Here is an 18,598-nt window from a genome sequence, read left to right on the forward strand (position 1 = left end):
AATGAATGCACAGTCTACCCAAAGACATCTCTGTCTTTGGGTTTTTTCATTCCCCTATTTCGCCTCACAAACCCTCATTCTCCATCCGAATAAACGGAGGAGGAGAATCATGTCCAACTACACGCTTGCCGCATTTTTGGAAGATGCGCGCCACTTCCGCACGATTCCGATTGTGCGACGCTTTTTAGCCGATGTATTCGAGCCGCTAAAAATCTTTGAAAATTTGCGCGAGGATGCGGTGTTTTTGCTAGAAAGCAAAGATGACCAGTCGCCGTGGGCTCGCTATTCTTTCATCGGCTTGTCACCGTTTTTGACGCTGGAAAGCAAAAATGGCCATACGTTTTCCGTCATTGATGAGCGCGGTGAAGAAATAGCAAACACTTCTTCGCTGAAAGAAGCGTTTTGCTTCATTGAGCAGAAGCTTTGCGTCAAGCAGCTGAACGAAGCGGTTCCGTTTACCGGCGGCGCGGTTGGTTTTTTAGGATATGATTTTATTTCTGCCATCGAAAAAGTTCCCATTCATCCGAACCGGGACCTTTCCATGAAGATCGGCTATTTTACTTTTTGCGAATCTTTGATCGTATTGGATCATCATAAACGTGAGCTTGTCTTCATCCATTACGTCCGTTTAACGGAGCAAGATACGGAAGAAACGAAGAAAAAAAAGTATGAACAAGGGCTTAAACAGATCGCCGCATTAATGAAAAAAGCAGCAAGCGGAAGAGAAGAGCGTTTGTTATTGCTTGATCGCGCAGACGAAGAAGCGGGCGTTTCCTTTCAAGGGGTTATCTCCAATTATGACAAGGCAAGATTTTTACAAGATGTAGAGACGATTAAACGGTATATTGCCAGCGGGGATGTGTTTCAAGCGGTTTTATCGCAGCGATTTGCCGTCCCGGTTCGCGTCAGCGGATTTCAAGTATACCGGATGCTGCGCCACATTAATCCATCGCCGTATATGTTTTATTTTTGCCTTGACAATTTTGAGATTGTCGGCAGCTCCCCGGAAAAGCTCATTCAGGTGTATAACCGCCATATGGAAATTCATCCGATCGCCGGAACGAGAAGACGAGGGCGGTCGACAGAAGAGGATGAGCGGCTTGCCGAGGAGCTTTGCCATGACCCAAAAGAACGAGCCGAACATTATATGCTCGTCGATTTAGCCCGCAACGATATCGGAAAAGTGGCCAAATATGGAACGGTTCGGACGCCTGTGTTAATGGAAATCGGCAAGTTTTCGCATGTCATGCATTTAATTTCGAAAGTAACAGGCGAATTAAAGGAAGAGGTGCATCCGATTGACGCCTTGCTTGCCGCGTTTCCGGCCGGGACGGTAAGCGGTGCGCCAAAGGTGAGAGCGATGCAAATTTTACAGGAGCTAGAACCGACGGCGCGCAATTTGTACGCCGGCACGATTGCCTACATCGGCTTTGACGGCAATATTGATTCATGCATTGCGATTCGCACGGCGATCGTCAAAGACGGTTGCGCGTATGTGCAGGCCGGCGCGGGGATTGTCGCCGATTCGGTTCCTGAACTCGAATGGAAGGAAACACGCAATAAGGCGAGCGCTTTAATGAAGGCGATTGAGCGTGCGGAGCAATTATTTATGAGAGGGGAGAACCTATATGTTGAAACAACTTCTTCATAAATGTATTGACGGATATGTGCTGACGGAGGAAGAAGCGTATGAAGCGATGATAGCGATTATGTCCGGGGCAGCGACAGCGAGCCAAATTGCTAGCTTTCTATCGATTTTGCGCTTGCGCGGGGAAACGGTCGATGAATTGACAGGATTGGTGAAAGCAATGCGCAGCCGCATGATGACCCTCGATTATGAAGAAGAAGTCATCGATACGTGCGGAACAGGAGGAGATGGGGCATCGACGTTTAATATTTCCACAGCAGCAGCGATCGTCGTTTCCTCGCTCGGCGTCAAAGTGGCGAAGCACGGCAATCGCGCCGTTTCTTCCAAAAGCGGAAGCGCGGACGTGCTAGAAGCGCTTCACATTGACATTCAAACCACTCCAGAGGAAGCGAAACAAGCATTAAAAATGAAAGGATTAGCGTTTTTATTTGCGCCGCTGTATCATTCAGCGATGAAACATGCTGCATTGCCGCGGAAAGAGATCGGCTTTCGCACCGTGTTTAATCTCATTGGGCCGCTCGCCAATCCAGCGCGCTGCAAGCGGCAAGTCATCGGGGTTTATTCGACGCAGCATGCGGAAAAACTTGCGGAAACGTTGCGCCGCCTTGGCTCTGAACATGTTTTGTTCGTAACGGGGAAAGATGGGCTTGATGAATGCAGTATCGCCGCAGAAACGGATGTGGTCGAACTGAAACACGGGGAAATCCGCCGCTTTGTCATCACGCCGGAACAATACGGGCTTACGCGCGGAAAATTGGAACATATTCAAGTGAACACTGTACAGCAAAGCGCCGAGCTGTTGAAAGCGGTTATGGAAGGAAAGGCTAATGAAAGTGCGACCAATATTGTCGTTTTAAATGCTGGCGTCGCCTTATATGCGGCGGGGAAAGCGGATACGATTCACGAAGGGGTGGAAATGGCGAAAGAAGCGCTGATGACAAAGAAAGCGTATGAACAATTCGAGCGCCTGCGTCTGAAAGAGGTGGAAAAATATGCTTGAACAAATTATTGCCACGAAACGCGAAGAAATGAAAACATTCACCTTGCCGGAGCCGATGCCAACGAGAACGCAGCGTTCGCTGCGGGCGGCGCTCGAGCAGCCTAACCGCTCGCTTGGCTTAATCGCTGAGGTGAAAAAGGCTTCTCCGTCCAAGGGGGTCATCCGCCCAGATTTCCATCCAGTCGATATTGCTAAAGCGTATGAAAAAGCAGGTGCTGATGCGATCAGCGTATTGACGGATGAACGTTATTTCCAGGGACATCGCCGTTATTTGCGCGAGGTGAAGGAGGCGGTAGGCGTTCCGGTTTTACGCAAAGATTTTATTATCGATCGCTTGCAGATCGAGGAGAGCGTGCGCATTGGCGCCGATGCGATTTTATTAATCGGCGAAGCGCTGCCGCCAAGATTGTTGTACGAACTGTATCAAGAGGCGTATGACAAAGGGCTGGAATGTTTAGTCGAAGTGCATGCGCGCGAAACGCTGGAGCGAATTTTGGACTTGTTTACTCCAGAAATAATTGGGATTAATAACCGTGATTTGCATACGTTTGTGACAGCTTTGGAAACAACCGAAAAAGTGGCTCCGTTCATTCCGGATTCGAGCATCCTCGTCAGTGAAAGCGGCATCGCCACTTTCGACGATGTCAAGAAAGTGCAAACGTACGGAGCCAATGCCATGCTTGTCGGCGAAGCGCTGATGCGCAAAGCCGATGTGCAGGCGGCGGTGTATGGATTGTTTGGGGAGGTTGATTCACTTGCCCGTCCGTCTTAAATATTGCGGCAACCGTTCCGCGTCTGATTTGCAAAAATCGCTGCAAAGCAAAGCGGATTACATCGGACTGATTTTTGCCGACAGCAAGCGGAAAGTAGAAGTGGAAGCAGTGAAGCAATGGCTGCAAACAATCGAGCTTGGCAATAAGCAGCTTGTCGGCGTGTTTGTCAATGCGCCGACGGAGCTGGTTGTCAACGTAGCATCGCAGCTGCCGCTTGCGGTCATTCAATGCCACGGTCATGAAACGGCGGCGCATGTCGCAGCGATCAAAGAAGCGACTGGACTTGTTGTTTGGAAAGCGATTCATCATGATGAAGATGCCGTTAGGAAGATGCAACAATATGCTGGCGTCGCCGACGGCTATGTCGTTGATAGCCGGGTAAGCGGGGCGTGGGGAGGAACGGGAGTCGCCTTTGACTGGAGCAATGTTCCGTTTTATTTAGAAGAAGCGGCCCGACAAGCCGTCCCCTGCTTTATTGCCGGGGGGATTACGCCGAAAAATGTTGAGCGGCTTTTAGCCTATCGGCCGTACGGCATTGACATTAGCAGCGGGATTGAAGAAAACGGCGAAAAAAGCGTGGAAAAAATGAGAGAAATCGAAAAGAAGGTGGCGAACTATGTATAACGTTCCAAACGAGAATGGCAGATTTGGAGATTTCGGCGGAAGATTTGTGCCGGAAACGTTAATGCTTCCGCTTGAGGAAATAGAAGAAGAACTAACGAAGGCGCTGGCTGATGAGACGTTTAAAGCGGAGTATATCCGCATTTTGCAGCAATATTCCGGGCGCCCGACTCCGCTTACGTTTGCGCCGAATTTAACGAAACTGTTAAACGGTGCTAAAATTTATTTAAAGCGCGAAGATTTAAACCATACCGGCGCTCATAAAATTAATAATGCCATTGGACAGGCGCTTTTGGCGAAGCGGATGGGCAAGAAAAAAATTATTGCCGAAACAGGTGCAGGGCAGCACGGAGTCGCCGCTGCCACCGTAGCAGCGCATTTCGGCATGGATTGCATCGTCTTTATGGGAGAGGAAGATATGAAGCGGCAGGAATTAAACGTCTTTCGCATGAAATTGCTGGGCGCTGAGGTTGTTCCGGTATACAGTGGCAACCGGACCCTAAAAGACGCGACGAACGAAGCTATTCGCTATTGGGTGCAGCATTGCGACGATCATTTTTATATGATCGGCTCTGTCGTTGGGCCGCATCCGTATCCAAAAATGGTGCGTGAATTTCAGCGCATCATCGGAGATGAAGCGAAGCAGCAGATTCTTGAACGCGAAGGAAAGCTGCCGGACGTCATTGTCGCATGTGTGGGCGGCGGAAGCAATGCGATTGGCATGTTTTATCCGTTTTTGGAGGATGACGTCAAGCTTGTCGGCGTAGAAGCGGCGGGGAAAGGAGTCGATACCCCGTATCACGCCGCGACCATCACTAAAGGCACGAAAGGCGTTATCCACGGTTCTTTAACATACTTGCTGCAAGATGAATATGGGCAAATTATCGAACCGTATTCCGTTTCCGCCGGTCTCGATTATCCAGGCGTCGGCCCGGAACATGCATATTTGGCGAGCATCGGCCGCGTTCGCTACGAAAGTGTGACCGACGAGGAAGCGATCGCCGCCTTTCAATTGTTATCGCGGGAAGAGGGAATTATTCCGGCGATCGAGTCGGCACACGCATTGGCCAAAGCAGTGGAGCTGGCGAAAACGATGGACAAAAGCCAGACAGTGCTCGTCTGCCTGTCGGGCCGCGGGGATAAGGACGTGCAAACGATGATGCGCTATATCAACGTAAAGGAGGATGACGGCGTTGCCGCTGTGTACCGTAACTAAACCGATGTTTATTCCGTTTATTGTCGCCGGGGATCCAACCCCAGATATTACGGTGGAACTAGCGTTTGCGCTTCAAGAAGCAGGCGCCGATATGTTAGAGCTAGGCGTGCCGTATTCCGATCCGCTTGCGGATGGCCCGATTATTCAGCGGGCGGCCGCGCGGGCGTTGCGCGGACAGATGACGTTGCAAAAAGCGGTCGAATTAGTTCCGGAAATGCGAAAAAAAGGCGTAAAAATTCCGATTATTATCTTTACGTATTACAATCCTGTGTTACAATTAGGAGAAGAATCCTTTTTTACTTTAGCGCAACAAAACGGAGTGGATGGGGTGTTAATTCCAGATCTTCCGTTTGAAGAAAGCGGCCCGATCCGCCGGCTTGGCGAAAAAACAGGCATCCCGCTTATTTCGCTAGTGGCGCCGACATCGAAAAAGCGGATTAAAACCATCGCTTCCCATGCGCAAGGGTTTTTATACTGCGTTTCATCGCTTGGGGTAACCGGGGTGCGCGACACGTTGCCGGAAACATTAAACGACTTTTTAACGGAAGTAAAGCGGCATAGCCGCGTCCCTGTCGTTGTCGGATTTGGCATCTCCACTAGCGAACAAGTGAAGATGCTAAAAGACTATTGCGACGGTGTAGTAATTGGCAGTGCGCTCGTGCAAAAAATAGAGCAGCTGAATGAACAGTTGCAAACACCAGCAAACAAAGAAGAGGCGCTTGCTGAGTTTCAACGTTACGCCCGTTCGCTTGTAGCGCCGCTGAAGCATGCGTGTTCATCGCTATGAAAGCTCGAAATAAGGAGTGTCGTTATGGAAATCAAAGCACAGTTAAGGGGGCTGTCTCCTTATCAGCCGGGGAAATCGATTGAAGAAGTGAAGCGGCAGTACGGACTTTCCGATATTATTAAACTAGCATCCAACGAAAATCCATACGGATGTTCACCTGCTGTAAAAGAGGCGATCATCCGCGAATTAGACCGTCTTGCCGTTTATCCAGATGGATATGCGCGCCTGTTGCGGGAAAAAGTGGCGGCACATTTAGGTGTAAAAGAAACGCAGCTTATTTTTGGCAACGGGTCGGATGAAGTCATACAAATTATTTCGCGTGCGTTTTTATCGGCCGGCACGAACACGGTCATGGCTGCGCCGACATTTCCGCAATATCGTCATAATGCGGTCATCGAAGGAGCGGAAATTCGCGAAATCCCGCTTGTTAACGGACGCCATGATTTGGAGGCGATGCTTGCGGCCATTGATGAAAATACGCGTGTCGTTTGGATTTGCAACCCGAATAACCCAACTGGAACGTATGTCACGGAACAGGAGCTGCGATCGTTTTTGGAGCGCGTTCCTAAACATGTCCTCGTGGTGCTGGACGAGGCATATTATGAATACGTGAGGGCGGACGATTATCCGCAAACCGTTCCGCTTCTTGCGCAATATGATAATATGATGATTTTGCGGACGTTTTCCAAAGCATATGGGCTAGCGGCGCTCCGGGTCGGATATGGCATTGCCAGTGAAGCGCTTATTCAAGGGATGGAGCCGGCGCGCGAGCCATTTAATACATCCAGCGTCGCACAAGCAGCGGCGATTGCAGCACTAGATGACCAAGCGTTTATCCGCGCCTGTTCGGACAAAACCAGAGAAGGGCTCGAGATGTTTTACCGTTTTTGTGAGGAAAACGGCTTGCGCTACTATCCTTCGCAGACAAATTTTATCTTGATTGATTTTGCGATCGAAGGAAATGAAGTCTTTCAATATTTGCTTGAGCGCGGCATTATCGTCCGCTCCGGCAATGCGCTCGGCTTTCCGACGTCCGTGCGTATTACCGTTGGTTCGAAAGAGCAGAACGAACGGGTAATTAGCGCGTTGGCGCAAATGATCCGGGAAAAACAACTTGTATAGCAGATGAACCGTCCCGTTGCTTTCCCAGGCAGCGGGCGCATTTTTACAAATGCATATACCACAAAAGCCCGTGACTTAAGGCGTTGGGATAAAGTGGAAAAGAGTTTTGAACCGAGCCGGCAGGGCGCTAAACACCGGTCCGTTGAGGTGTTTGTCGATGAAAGTTTGGCGGAACAAGAGTAAGTGCTTGCACACAGATGTAGGAAAAACTCTTTCGTACGCCAGAACCCACCGACTTTAGTCGTGTGGAAGTTCAGATGAAGAAGGTGAAGCGATTGGAAGGAAACGTCTTTGTCGTTGGTCTTGGTTTAATTGGCGGGTCCATCGCGCTGGCGGTGAAAAAAGCACACCCGGACGCTGTCATTATCGGATATGACGTCAACGAACAGGAGCTGAAACTTGCCCGTTCCTTAAAAGTGATTGATGAAGCCGCTTCGTCACTGGAGCGGGGAATGGAGAATGCGGACTTGATTATTTTAGCGACGCCTGTCATGCAGACGGAAAAAATTTTAGCGCAAATGCCCGTCCATCTACTAAAAGAGAACGTGATTGTCACCGATGTAGGAAGCACGAAACAGCGGATTGTCCACCATGCGCGGCGGTTGGGAAAGCAAGGAATCACGTTTATCGGCGGCCATCCGATGGCGGGCTCGCATAAAAGCGGCGTTGCCGCAGCGCGGGCGCATTTGTTTGAGAACGCTTTTTACGTATTGACGCCGACAAACGGAGTGGCAGCGGAGAAAATCGAGCGCCTCAAAGAATGGCTGAAAGGGACGAAAGCGCAGTTTGTCGTGCTGTCTCCGGAGGAACACGACCGTATTACCGGGGTGATCAGCCACTTTCCGCATATTATCGCCGCAAGCTTAGTTCACCAAGCCCAACAGTATGAAAAAGAAAATCCGCTTGTCAGCCGCCTTGCCGCGGGAGGCTTTCGCGATATTACGCGCATCGCCTCGAGTAACCCGGAAATGTGGCGCGATATTTTTATACATAATAAGGACGAGCTTTTAACGTTGTTTGACCGCTGGATCGCGGAGATGAAAAAGCTCCGTTCCATCGTGGAAGAGGAAAACAGCGCAGCGATTTATCATTATTTCCTAGAGGCAAAACAATTTCGCGACGGTCTGCCGGCGCGGACAAAAGGAGCGATTCCATCGTTTTACGATTTATATGTCGATGTACCCGATTACCCTGGAGTTATTTCCGAAGTCACTGGCTATCTAGCCAAAGAGAACATCAGCATCACCAATATCCGCATTATTGAAACAAGGGAAGAAATATACGGGGTATTGCGGCTTAGCTTTCAAAGCGAAGAAGATCGAGCCAAGGCGAAAGCGTGCATTCAAGAACATACGAATTATGAAACGTATGAAGTATAAAATGGAGGGGACGCCGTGCAGTTAAGAACAAATGTTTCATCATTGCAAGGAATCATCCATGTACCCGGAGACAAATCGATTTCCCACCGTGCGGTGATGTTGGGAGCGATAGCGCACGGTACGACGACGATCGAAAATTTTTTGCCGGGGGAAGATTGTTTAAGCACGATTGATTGTTTCCGGAAAATGGGGGTAGTGATCAAGCAGGATGGAAGCCATGTCGTTGTCGAGGGAAAAGGGCAGAACGGACTACAGGAGCCGTCTGACATTTTACATGTTGGCAATTCGGGAACAACGACGCGGCTATTGCTTGGCATTCTAGCCGGATGTCCGTTTCACGCCTGCCTCATCGGCGATGAATCGATCGCCAAACGGCCGATGGGAAGAGTGACGAAGCCGCTGAAAATGATGGGGGCGCGCATTGACGGGCGCGAACATGGAAACTATACCCCGATATCGATCCGCGGCGGTGAACTTCAGCCGATTCATTATGAATCTCCTGTTGCGAGCGCGCAAGTAAAATCGGCCATTTTATTGGCGGGCTTAGCAACGGCTGGCACGACAGCAGTAACAGAGCCAAATCGTTCCCGCGATCATACGGAGCGCATGATCCGGCTGTTTGGCGGCAATGTGGCGGTGGACGGCCTTACGGTGTCGGTTACAGGGCCGCAGCAGCTGACAGGGACCAGTATATACGTTCCTGGAGATATTTCTTCAGCTGCCTTTTTCTTAGCAGCGGGCGCTGTTGTCCCAAACAGCGAAATTACGTTAAAAAACGTCGGATTAAATCCGACAAGAACCGGAATTATCGATGTACTGCAAAAAATGGGTGCCGATATAACGATTGCGAACGTTCGCAATGAACAAACCGAGCCGTTTGGCGATATTACCGTCCGCACTTCGCGGTTAGCGGCAACGGAAATTAGCGGCGAATTAATTCCACGGTTAATCGATGAGATCCCGATCATTGCCCTCCTTGCCACCCAGGCGGAAGGAACGACGGTTATTAAAGATGCAAGCGAACTAAAAGTGAAGGAAACGAACCGAATTGATACGGTCGTGACTGAATTAAGAAAGCTCGGTGCCGAGATTGAGGCGACGGAAGACGGCATGATCATCCATGGCAAATCAGCTTTAAAAGCAGAGAAAGCTGTTGTCGACAGTCATGGCGATCATCGCATCGGCATGATGTTGGCGATTGCCGCCTGCATTACGAAAGGGGCCGTCCATTTAAAACGCCCGGAAGCGGTCTCTGTTTCGTATCCGGCGTTTTTTGACCATCTTCATTCTTTAATTTGACACTCCGCACGACTAAAGCCGTGGGATTCTTGGGTGGTAGTCGGAAGTCCATTTCTGGTATCCGTAGTTCCCCCAAGTTCAGGGGTGTGCCATCACCCCGTCCTACGGCAGAGCCTATAGCTCCGTAGGCTGGCAGACTTTCGCTTACGCTACTCCATCTGCCACAGGTGCTTTCAAAATATTCCACGCACCCACTCGATCCCGATGCGAGACGTACCCATACCCACATACATACTTGCGGTCTCTAACTTTATTTTTTTGTTCTGCACTGCGGACAATGTTGAGAGGTGTATTTCGGTTCCACATACACGACCGAGATTCCAGCTAACGCAGCTTTGTATTCAATAAACCTTGAAAGCTGATAAAAACTCCATGTATGCAAGTGTTTTTCGTTTTTACAGCTTGTTCTTGCCGTCTGACGAATGTTCGTCAGCTTTTCCAGTTTCATAACGGAAACCTCTTCCTTGATGGCCATGTTGACAATCTGGCGGCTGATTTTGTGGTTAATGTCTTTCATGATGCGCTGCTCTTTATTGTTCATCTTGCGAATAGCGGACAACTTCTTGAGTTTCCCTAACTTTCTTCTTCTTTGTTGATATTTACGGCGAATATATTTGTTTTGCCTTCCATTTCCGCAGAAATGAGTTTTTCCATTCGAAGTCACCGCTACCGCGGGAACTTTTAGTCCGAGATTCACCTCCATGACCTTTTCATTTGTCTTTTTGGTCACAGGGATGCTTAACGAAACTTGCGCATACCACTTTCCTGCCTTTTCCGCAATGTGCATCAGTCCAAGTTTGGCACGTTGGATCAGGTTTTTATCCCGCTCTGTCACCATCGCCCGAAACCTTGTTTTTCTCGTTTTTCCATTCAACATAATTGGAAATGCGATCATTTGCTCGCCAATGGTGTAGTTTTGATTATTTACGAAATATACCGGTTTTTTGAGGATGGGTCGCTTCCCTTCTTTTTTCATCTTCTTTGATACACTTTTCGCATCACGGATCGCTTGATTCAGAACAGCCGAAGGAAGATGGGCGTCCACATCTTTTGTCGTTACTTTCGGGAAAGAACCTTCTTTCTCAGCTTGTTCAGTTAAAGCATTTACGGTATGGATATATTCTCTGCTCAACTGGCAAAGCAGTTCAGGGGTATCTGGAAAGAATTGAGTTTTAATCGTCAATGTTTGCGCGGTTTCACCTCCTTGTTTTTTGTTCTTCCACCTATCGTTGGATGGTTTCACTGAATACATTTCTTGCGGTGCTAACAAAGAAGGAACGTGTCCATAGGTTAGGCAAATGAGCAAGATGGGGGAATTCTTGCCTTAAAATCCGAGAAGTCACTCCTTTCACTTTGGCCATGATGCCTGATGGAGAATCCGTAGGAAGTTTAAGAACAAATGGCAATGGTCTGGCATCACTTCCATGGCAAGGATGCTCCATTAATGTTCGGAACAAATCTCTTGAACAAGTTCTTTAAACCGAATTTCTACTTGACCTGTTCATATCTTTCATCGATAGCGCGGACAGAAAACAAAGTAGTAGTGGATGAGAGAAATGGTGGTTTTTGTACGTCTGTATTCTTGTCTTATACGTTGATTGTATCAGTTGTCCCAACAAAAATGAATGATTGAAAAAATAAAGACGTTTCATCCCACCTTTAAAGAAGTGGGTTTTCACATCTTCTCTTCTGTAAGTGAGGAAGAAGGAGTTAAGGTCAATCATATGTTGCCTCATTCCCTCATATCCTGTCGTAAGGGGGGAATGAAGACATGCCATATATTATTGAAGGCGCATATGTCATTCGTCAAGAACGGCTGCAACACTGTGCGCTCGTGGTGGATCATAATCGCATTGACTACATAGGTGAACAAGCGAAGCACTATACATGGATGCGCATGGAAATAGGAGAAATGATCGTCACACCCGGACACGTGATGGTCGATTTTTCTTTTCAGCAGCCGCGGACATTTGTCCAATTTAAACAATATGTTCAGCAATATCTCATCAAAAACGGCTGCACCACGCTGCTAGCTGTTTGTGATGTCCCTTCGGAACAGGAGCTCGCTCCCACACTGCGTAAGCTGCGACAGCATTTGTTAAACAGCCCCATCGATTATTTCATCGGCGTAAAAGTACCCGCCCGTATGCTGACCCCGTCCTTTGTGCTTGCCTGCAGGAGATGGAAAATACGAATCATTTTCGTTGAAATTAAGGAGAGCGATGTTTTGCATTCCGTACCATGGTATTGGATTGCTGATATCATAAAAACAGCCCCGCTTGCCTTTGTGCCGTATTGGCCAAACGAAAAACGAATGAAAAAGCAGGAAACGGCATGGCGAAACTTGCTTGCTGCGCACCATATTCCATTTATTCCGTTTCCGCTACGGGAGCGAACGCCGCTAGGGCTGAATGTGTTAAAAAAAATTGGCATTTACCCGCAAAAAGGAGATCTGCGGATTGGCGGCGAAGTAGATTATAATTTATATAGGAAGGAAGCGATGAGCCGTTTAGTTGCCGAAACGCTTATTGTCGATTATGATAATCATGTTCCGGTTATTACGGTTCATAAAGGAAGGTTGCTGAAGGTGGAAAATCAACTTTATTTTTATCCCGGATTTGGCACGGAGCGGATCATCCGTGCGGCTGGGATGTTTGTCGCACATTTTTCGTAAGGAAGGGTTAATGTCTATGACACGCGTCGATGAAATTGTCCGTTTGGTTGAAAATGGAGAAGTGAATAAAGCGTTATCTTTGGTGCCTGAAGTGAAGAAAAACGGAAATGATGAAGAAAAATATGAACTTGCCGATTATTTATATTCGTGGGGAATGCTAGAGGAAGCGAAAGAACTGCTTGAAGAGTTGTCCCTTCGCTATCCGGACGAAGGGGAAATCCGTTTGTTTTTGGCGGAAGTATATACAGAGCTCGACGAAGAGGACAAGGCGCTCGAGATTTTAGCGCGAATTGAGGAAGACGATCCGCTGTTTGCACGCGCCTGTCTGCTTGCCGCCGATCTGTATCAAATGCAAGGGCTTGAGGAAGTCAGCGAACGAAAGTTAAAGCAGGCATATGAAAAAATGCCGGATGAACCGATTATTCAATTTGCCTTAGCGGAGTTATATTTTTCGATGGGACAATATACAAAAAGCATTCCATTTTACGAAAAAGTGCGGGAAAAAACAAAAGAAATGGCCGGCACCCTCATTGCTGAGCGGCTTGCCGAGGCGCTCAGCCTATGCGGGGAGTTTGAGCAAGCGCTGCCGTATTATGATGAAGCGCTAAAAACAAAAGTCGACAGTCGGACGTTATTCGGCTACGGGGTGACGGCATTCCAAGCGGAATATTATCAAACCGCCATTGAAAAGCTAAGCGAACTAAAAGAACTCGATCCGGAATACGTTCCGCTTTACCTGTACTTAGCGAAAGCGTATGAGCATGAAGGAAAGCTGAAAAAAAGCTATGACATTGCCAAGGAAGGCATCCATGTCGATGAGTGGAACAAAGAATTGCTGCTCTATGCCGGAAAAATGGCGCTAAAGCTGGGAAAGCCGGATGAGGCGGAATCATGGCTGAAAAAAGCAATCGAAATTGACCAAGGCTATATTGAAGCGCTGACGACGTTATGTGCGCTGCTCTTGCACGAGGAGCGGTACGAAGACGTTGTTTCCTGCCTAGAAGAAGCGCTGGCGCAAGGAGAGTATGACCCGCAGTTTGAATGGGATTTAGCACGTGCGAAACATAAGCTTGAGATGTATTCCGATGCATTAAACCATTACCAAGAGGCATATACTTTCTTTAAGAACAACATTGATTTCCTTGAGGAGTACGGCTATTTTCTCATCGAAGAAGGCGACAGAGAGAGAGCTAAAGAAATATTCCAGCAAATTGTACGTCTTGATCCTGGGCACATGGAGGCAGCCGACATGTTGCTGCAGCTAGAGGAGTAGGAGAGCCGCGGTCCATATTACCTCTTTCTTGGAAAATGATAGAGGGGGAAGCGCATAATGACGCACGTATCTGTAAATGAAAAAAAAGAGTTTATTCGTTGGTTTTTAAGTAACTACCAGTTGAAGCGTCGCGAATGTGTCTGGATTTTAAACTATTTAATGAGCCATGACCAGCTGATGCAAAAGGTTCATTTTGTGGAAAACGCCCAATATTGTCCGCGCGGCATCATTATGTCAACCCATTGTGTCGATGATGTTCCGTTCCGTTTTTACAAAGGCAATGTGATGACGACCGACGCGGAAAAATCGTTTCATGACATCCGTCTAAACCGTGATGAGGATATTTATATCCAGCTGAATTTCCGCGCTTCTTTTCATTCGCCGCAATATGTTGCCGTACTGGAAGAAAACCCTTATGCGCCAAAACAAGTGCATGTCAGCGAAAATGATAAGCGTTTGGCCGAGCAATTTTTAGAAAAATCGCTGTATGAATTTCAGCGGGAACGGTTAATGAAGCTCATTGATGAGGCGCTAGACCGCCAAGATAAAGAAGCATTCCGTCGTCTTACCGAAGAGTTGAAAAAGTTATGAAACCTTGCTGCATGCAAGGTTTTTCTTTTGCTGAAAAATATGGTATGGTGATAGGGGGCATGAACTTTTGAAAAAAGGGGAGTACATATGAAGTGGACAGCAGCGGATGTGGAACTGTATCAAAAAGAAAAAGATTATATTGACACGGCGCTTATTCCTCTTATTCCTATTACGATGGCCGATGGCGCCAAGACGGCTGCTTCTGGGGGAGAGTTTGTGCAGCTTGTTGCCGGGGAATTGGAGCGGCAGTTAAAAGGCAGAGTGTTTTTATTTCCACCGTTTTCCTATTTCCTCAACGAATCGAGACAATCGCTTGTAGAAAGGCTGACGGATTGGACAAGTCTGCTAATGGAACAAGGAATGAAATATGTGTTTTATGTCACATGCGACCGCGAATGGAAAGGGAAAGAAACAGCGATTTCGGACAGGTTGTGGCTTGTTCCGACCGTTCCGTTAGAAAATATGGACGAATCATATAAGTACGAGCTGATCCGTGACCAAACATCCGGACTGCTTCGCTTTTTTATTTCACAATGGTCATGATGAGGCGAGGCAGAAAGTTGGCAGGTTAGAGCGAGGACGATATTGACCTTGTCCGCCGATTGAGCTATCATTAGAATGTCCTAGTTTTCTATTGTGTTATACAATACTGTCCGGATGGACTTCATTTTGTATAGAGGGGGGAAGACGATGAGTGACAAACATCGCGTAACGAGACGCCAATTTTTGAACTATACGCTAACTGGCGTAGGCGGCTTTATGGCTGCTGGAACTTTAATGCCAATGCTCCGTTTTGCTTTTGATCCGATTTTAAAGGATGAAGCGGGAACGGAGATGGTAGCGGTAGCGGATGTAAAAGACATTACGGCCGAGCCAAAGCGTTTTGACTTCAAAGTAAAAGTAAAAGACGCTTGGTATGAGTCGGAAGAGCCGAGATCGGCATGGGTGTACAAAAACGAAAAAGGAGAAATCGTTGCACTGTCTCCGATTTGTAAGCACCTTGGCTGTACGGTAGACTGGAATACGGATAAGGAACATCCAAACCAATTTTTCTGTCCGTGCCATTACGGGCGCTACACGAAAGACGGCACGAACGTTCCGGGAACGCCGCCACAAGCTCCACTAGATCGTTACGAGTACAAAGTGAAAGACGGAAAATTATACTTAGGAAAAGCGAAACCACGAGGGGAGGCGTAATACATGTTAAACAAACTGTACGACTGGGTTGACGAACGTTTGGATATTACGCCTTTGTGGCGGGATATCGCTGACCATGAAGTTCCGGAACATGTAAACCCGGCCCACCACTTTTCCGCATTCGTTTACTGCTTTGGCGGGTTAACGTTCTTTGTTACGGTCATTCAGATTTTGTCTGGAATGTTTTTAACGATGTATTACGTTCCGGATATTAAAAACGCTTGGGAATCTGTTTATTACTTGCAAAACGAAGTGGCGTTCGGTCAAATCGTGCGCGGTATGCATCACTGGGGTGCAAGTCTTGTTATTGTCATGATGTTTTTACATACATTGCGCGTCTTTTTCCAAGGTGCATACAAAAAGCCACGCGAATTAAACTGGATCGTTGGCGTGCTTATTTTCATGGTCATGATGGGGCTCGGCTTTACTGGCTACCTGTTGCCATGGGATATGAAAGCGTTGTTTGCGACAAAAGTAGGTTTGCAAATCGCGGAGGCAACACCGGTGATCGGTCCGGCGATCAAAACATTGCTCGCAGGGGATCCGGAAATTGTCGGGGCACAAACATTGACAAGATTCTTTGCAATTCACGTTTTCTTCTTGCCTGCCGCACTGCTCGGCTTGATGGCAGCGCACTTTTTAATGATTCGCAGACAAGGCATTTCCGGTCCACTATGATGCGATGAACGTTGTTGATTGATAGAAAAAAGGAGGGAAATATGAATGCATCGCGGTAAAGGAATGAAATTCGTCGGCGATTCCCGCGTTTCCGCCGTGAGAAAACCGAATATTCCAAAAGATTATTCGGAATATCCTGGGAAAACGGAAGCGTTTTGGCCAAACTTTCTATTAAAAGAATGGATGGTCGGTTCTGTCTTTTTGATTGGCTTTTTATGTTTGACGGTCGCCCATCCGTCTCCGTTAGAACGTATTGCTGACCCGACGGATACGGCATATGTTCCGCTGCCAGACTGGTATTTCTTGTTCCTATATCAATTGCTCAAATATTCGTATGCATCAGGTCCTTATACGGTAATCGGAGCCATTGTCATACCAGGTTTGGCATTCGGTGCGTTATTATTGGCGCCATTTTTGGATCGCGGTCCGGAACGCCGTCCATGGAAGCGTCCAGTCGCTACCGGGATGATGCTTCTAACGCTTGCGGCAATGATATATTTAACTTGGGAAGCAGTTGTGACGCATGACTGGAAAAAAGCTGCGGAACAAGGGAAAATCCGTGCGGAAGTGGAAATTGACAAAAACGCCGAAGGGTATAAAATTGCCCAAGCTAACACATGTACGTCCTGCCACGGCGAAAACTTATCCGGCGGCGCGGCTGCACCATCGCTTATCGGTACAGGCTTGAAGCCGGAAGAAATCGCGAAAATTGCGAAAAATGGTAAAGGCGGCATGCCTCCGGGCGTTTTCAAAGGCACGGACGAAGAGCTGAAAAAGCTTTCTGAGTTCATTGCGGGATTAAAAGAGAAATAAACGATTCATCGAGAAAAAAGCTGGCTATGGTTAGTCAGCTTTTTTCATTCACGACAAGCATAGAGAGCAGGTGCATAGGAGTGAAATGGCTGTATCCGATATTAGCATATCGGCCATTTTTATGGCTTTTATTCATCATAAATATCCTTGGAACGATTTACGGGTATATATGGTACCGTTATCAATTGGCGGAAACATCGCCCATTTTTTTGCCGTTTGTGCCTGATAGCCCGACAGCAAGTCTCTTTTTTGTGTTCGTTTTGCTCGCGTTTTTGTGCCGCCGCCATTTTCCTTTATTAGAAGCATTAGCGCTTGTCACGTTAGTAAAGTATGGGATTTGGGCGGTAGTGATGAACTTATTGGTATGGAAAGTGACAGGAGAGCTCGATGTGGCGGGCTGGATGTTAATCGTTTCGCACGGAGCGATGGCGATAGAAGGAATGCTCTACGCGCCGTTTTATCGCTTTCGCGGCATGCACCTAGCGATTGCCGCGGTTTGGGCGCTGCACAATGACATCATCGATTATGTATTTGGAATGATGCCCCACTATAGCGTGCTGCAGCAGTATGCTGCCCAAATCGGCTATTTTACGTTTTGGCTCAGCATTGTTTCGATTGCGATTAGCTATTTATTATGTGTACGAAAAAACCGTTTTGTCCTCCCGCTAAATTAATGGTCTACTCTTGTCCACTCCTTCATACATTGTAGTAGTTAATGGAGGAGGGACAAGGATGAAGCGAATATGGCTGCTTGCTTTGATGGTATTCGTCTTTTTATTTCCATCGCTAAACGATGCCGCGGAACAGGGTGATGGCTGGAAAAAACTAGATCAAATTTCGGATCAAGCGCTGCGATTGGCGAAAAATGGACAATTTGAAGAAGCAAAAGAAGTATTGCTCTATTTTTCCGAGCAGTTTTTTGCAACGAATGCGCGCGACCGGCTGAAATCAGCCGACGAACTCCGCGCTGTTACGATCACTCATGAAAACGCCCTGAAAACGGTTGCCGCCTCTTCATTGCCGGCGGAAGAAAAAATCGATAAAATCACGCAGTTTCGTCTTGTTGTTGATGCCATTCATTCGGCTCATCAGCCGCTTTGGTCAGAGATGGAATCAACGGTGATGGAAACATTTGACCAGCTTGAGAAGGCGGTAGATCAAGAAAGAGATGAATCGTTTGCCGCTTCCCTCCACAACTTTTTAAATCGTTATGAACTAATTGAGCCGAGCGTCAAAATCGATGTGCCGGTTGAGGAAGCGAAAAAAATAGATAAAGACATAGAAATGTTACAAGCTCCCGCTTTTGGGCAACTAAGCCTCAAGGAGAAGCACGAACATTTAAAACAGATGCGCGAAGATTTGCAGGCGTTGTTTGACGATGTTCGAAAAGATGAAGCTGATCCGTCTTTAATATGGGTGATGGTTTCGACAGGAGGAATTATTATATTGGCGCTATCTTACGTAGGCTGGAGAAAATATCAAGGCGAGAAGGAAAAAAACCGTACTCGTCAAAAAGAAGAGTAAAAG

The 18,598-nt window shown here is 47.5% G+C and carries 18 protein-coding genes and 2 pseudogenes; 18 read left to right on the plus strand and 2 right to left on the minus strand.

The annotated features are described in order from the left end of the window. The first annotated feature begins 109 nt into the window (after positions 1–109). From trpE to aroA, 9 genes are all read left to right on the plus strand, one after another. Entirely contained in the window at positions 110–1,651 is a 1,542-nt protein-coding gene (gene trpE / locus HT574_RS14530) for an anthranilate synthase component I (protein WP_175245135.1), read from the plus strand. Then, positions 1,629–2,648: an anthranilate phosphoribosyltransferase gene (gene trpD / locus HT574_RS14535; protein WP_175245136.1), complete on the plus strand. Its 1,020-nt coding sequence runs from the start codon at positions 1,629–1,631 to the stop codon at positions 2,646–2,648. The genes trpE and trpD overlap by 23 nt, the downstream gene beginning before the upstream one ends. Continuing rightward, complete coding sequence (gene trpC / locus HT574_RS14540; protein WP_175245137.1) at positions 2,641–3,420, plus strand: indole-3-glycerol phosphate synthase TrpC; 780 nt, start codon at positions 2,641–2,643, stop codon at positions 3,418–3,420. Before trpD ends, trpC begins: the two co-directional genes overlap by 8 nt. Then, complete coding sequence (locus HT574_RS14545; RefSeq protein WP_254698685.1) at positions 3,404–4,045, plus strand: phosphoribosylanthranilate isomerase; 642 nt, start codon at positions 3,404–3,406, stop codon at positions 4,043–4,045. Before trpC ends, HT574_RS14545 begins: the two co-directional genes overlap by 17 nt. Beyond that, positions 4,038–5,258, plus strand: coding sequence for a tryptophan synthase subunit beta (gene trpB / locus HT574_RS14550; RefSeq protein WP_175245139.1), 1,221 nt, complete (start codon positions 4,038–4,040; stop codon positions 5,256–5,258). The genes HT574_RS14545 and trpB overlap by 8 nt, the downstream gene beginning before the upstream one ends. After that, entirely contained in the window at positions 5,227–6,045 is an 819-nt protein-coding gene (gene trpA, locus HT574_RS14555) for a tryptophan synthase subunit alpha (protein WP_175245140.1), read from the plus strand. Before trpB ends, trpA begins: the two co-directional genes overlap by 32 nt. 24 nt (positions 6,046–6,069) lie before the next feature. Next, a complete protein-coding gene (hisC, locus tag HT574_RS14560; RefSeq protein ID WP_017436796.1) occupies positions 6,070–7,167 on the plus strand; it encodes a histidinol-phosphate transaminase in 1,098 nt (365 codons plus the stop codon). Between the two features lie 275 nt (positions 7,168–7,442). Continuing rightward, positions 7,443–8,546: a prephenate dehydrogenase gene (locus tag HT574_RS14565; RefSeq protein WP_175245184.1), complete on the plus strand. Its 1,104-nt coding sequence runs from the start codon at positions 7,443–7,445 to the stop codon at positions 8,544–8,546. Between the two features lie 15 nt (positions 8,547–8,561). Further along, positions 8,562–9,845: a 3-phosphoshikimate 1-carboxyvinyltransferase gene (gene aroA / locus HT574_RS14570; protein ID WP_175245141.1), complete on the plus strand. Its 1,284-nt coding sequence runs from the start codon at positions 8,562–8,564 to the stop codon at positions 9,843–9,845. A gap of 144 nt (positions 9,846–9,989) precedes the next feature. Here aroA and HT574_RS14575 read toward each other — a convergent pair. Further along, a pseudogene (locus HT574_RS14575) lies at positions 9,990–11,097 on the minus strand (RNA-guided endonuclease TnpB family protein). Continuing rightward, positions 11,069–11,436 (minus strand): annotated as a pseudogene (tnpA, locus tag HT574_RS14580) (IS200/IS605 family transposase). The pseudogenes HT574_RS14575 and tnpA overlap by 29 nt, the downstream one beginning before the upstream one ends. Positions 11,437–11,616: 180 nt before the next feature. On the opposite strand from tnpA, the gene HT574_RS14585 reads away from it, so the two are divergent. The 9 genes from HT574_RS14585 (at position 11,617) to ypjB (ending at position 18,595) form a co-directional block, all read left to right on the plus strand. Continuing rightward, the gene (locus HT574_RS14585; RefSeq protein ID WP_175245142.1) at positions 11,617–12,519 is read left to right on the plus strand and encodes a hypothetical protein; all 903 of its coding nucleotides are present in this window, start codon (positions 11,617–11,619) and stop codon (positions 12,517–12,519) included. A 16-nt stretch (positions 12,520–12,535) separates the two neighbouring features. Next, on the plus strand, positions 12,536–13,792 hold the full coding sequence (locus tag HT574_RS14590) for a tetratricopeptide repeat protein (protein ID WP_175245185.1): 1,257 nt from the start codon (positions 12,536–12,538) through the stop codon (positions 13,790–13,792). Positions 13,793–13,846: 54 nt separating this feature from the next. Continuing rightward, positions 13,847–14,383, plus strand: coding sequence for a ReoY family proteolytic degradation factor (locus HT574_RS14595; RefSeq protein ID WP_175245186.1), 537 nt, complete (start codon positions 13,847–13,849; stop codon positions 14,381–14,383). A gap of 87 nt (positions 14,384–14,470) precedes the next feature. Then, a complete protein-coding gene (locus HT574_RS14600; protein WP_175245143.1) occupies positions 14,471–14,926 on the plus strand; it encodes a YpiF family protein in 456 nt (151 codons plus the stop codon). Between the two features lie 147 nt (positions 14,927–15,073). Then, the gene (locus HT574_RS14605; protein WP_017435857.1) at positions 15,074–15,580 is read left to right on the plus strand and encodes a Rieske (2Fe-2S) protein; all 507 of its coding nucleotides are present in this window, start codon (positions 15,074–15,076) and stop codon (positions 15,578–15,580) included. 3 nt (positions 15,581–15,583) lie between these two features. Beyond that, complete coding sequence (gene qcrB, locus HT574_RS14610) at positions 15,584–16,258, plus strand: menaquinol-cytochrome c reductase cytochrome b subunit (protein WP_017435856.1); 675 nt, start codon at positions 15,584–15,586, stop codon at positions 16,256–16,258. A gap of 45 nt (positions 16,259–16,303) precedes the next feature. Beyond that, entirely contained in the window at positions 16,304–17,071 is a 768-nt protein-coding gene (locus HT574_RS14615) for a menaquinol-cytochrome c reductase cytochrome b/c subunit (protein WP_175245144.1), read from the plus strand. Positions 17,072–17,151: 80 nt separating this feature from the next. After that, positions 17,152–17,745: a lipoprotein heptaprenylglyceryl N-acetyltransferase LhaT gene (gene lhaT / locus HT574_RS14620; protein ID WP_175245145.1), complete on the plus strand. Its 594-nt coding sequence runs from the start codon at positions 17,152–17,154 to the stop codon at positions 17,743–17,745. A gap of 58 nt (positions 17,746–17,803) precedes the next feature. After that, complete coding sequence (gene ypjB / locus HT574_RS14625) at positions 17,804–18,595, plus strand: sporulation protein YpjB (protein ID WP_175245146.1); 792 nt, start codon at positions 17,804–17,806, stop codon at positions 18,593–18,595. Positions 18,596–18,598: the final 3 nt, after the last annotated feature.

The organism is Parageobacillus sp. VR-IP (genome assembly GCF_013357975.1).
GTDB lineage: Bacteria > Bacillota > Bacilli > Bacillales > Anoxybacillaceae > Saccharococcus > Saccharococcus caldoxylosilyticus.

Excerpts from the sequence above, each read along its gene's own strand:
- ypjB (WP_175245146.1), top strand. The coding sequence starts at position 17,804 with ATGAAGCGAATATGGCTGCTTGCTTTGATGGTATTCGTCTTTTTATTT.
- trpC (WP_175245137.1), top strand. The coding sequence starts at position 2,641 with ATGCTTGAACAAATTATTGCCACGAAACGCGAAGAAATGAAAACATTC.
- hisC (WP_017436796.1), top strand. The coding sequence starts at position 6,070 with ATGGAAATCAAAGCACAGTTAAGGGGGCTGTCTCCTTATCAGCCGGGG.
- qcrB (WP_017435856.1), top strand. The coding sequence starts at position 15,584 with ATGTTAAACAAACTGTACGACTGGGTTGACGAACGTTTGGATATTACG.
- HT574_RS14615 (WP_175245144.1), top strand. The coding sequence starts at position 16,304 with ATGCATCGCGGTAAAGGAATGAAATTCGTCGGCGATTCCCGCGTTTCC.
- HT574_RS14585 (WP_175245142.1), top strand. The coding sequence starts at position 11,617 with ATGCCATATATTATTGAAGGCGCATATGTCATTCGTCAAGAACGGCTG.
- HT574_RS14590 (WP_175245185.1), top strand. The coding sequence starts at position 12,536 with ATGACACGCGTCGATGAAATTGTCCGTTTGGTTGAAAATGGAGAAGTG.
- trpB (WP_175245139.1), top strand. The coding sequence starts at position 4,038 with ATGTATAACGTTCCAAACGAGAATGGCAGATTTGGAGATTTCGGCGGA.
- HT574_RS14600 (WP_175245143.1), top strand. The coding sequence starts at position 14,471 with ATGAAGTGGACAGCAGCGGATGTGGAACTGTATCAAAAAGAAAAAGAT.
- trpA (WP_175245140.1), top strand. The coding sequence starts at position 5,227 with ATGACGGCGTTGCCGCTGTGTACCGTAACTAAACCGATGTTTATTCCG.
- HT574_RS14605 (WP_017435857.1), top strand. The coding sequence starts at position 15,074 with ATGAGTGACAAACATCGCGTAACGAGACGCCAATTTTTGAACTATACG.
- trpD (WP_175245136.1), top strand. The coding sequence starts at position 1,629 with ATGTTGAAACAACTTCTTCATAAATGTATTGACGGATATGTGCTGACG.
- trpE (WP_175245135.1), top strand. The coding sequence starts at position 110 with ATGTCCAACTACACGCTTGCCGCATTTTTGGAAGATGCGCGCCACTTC.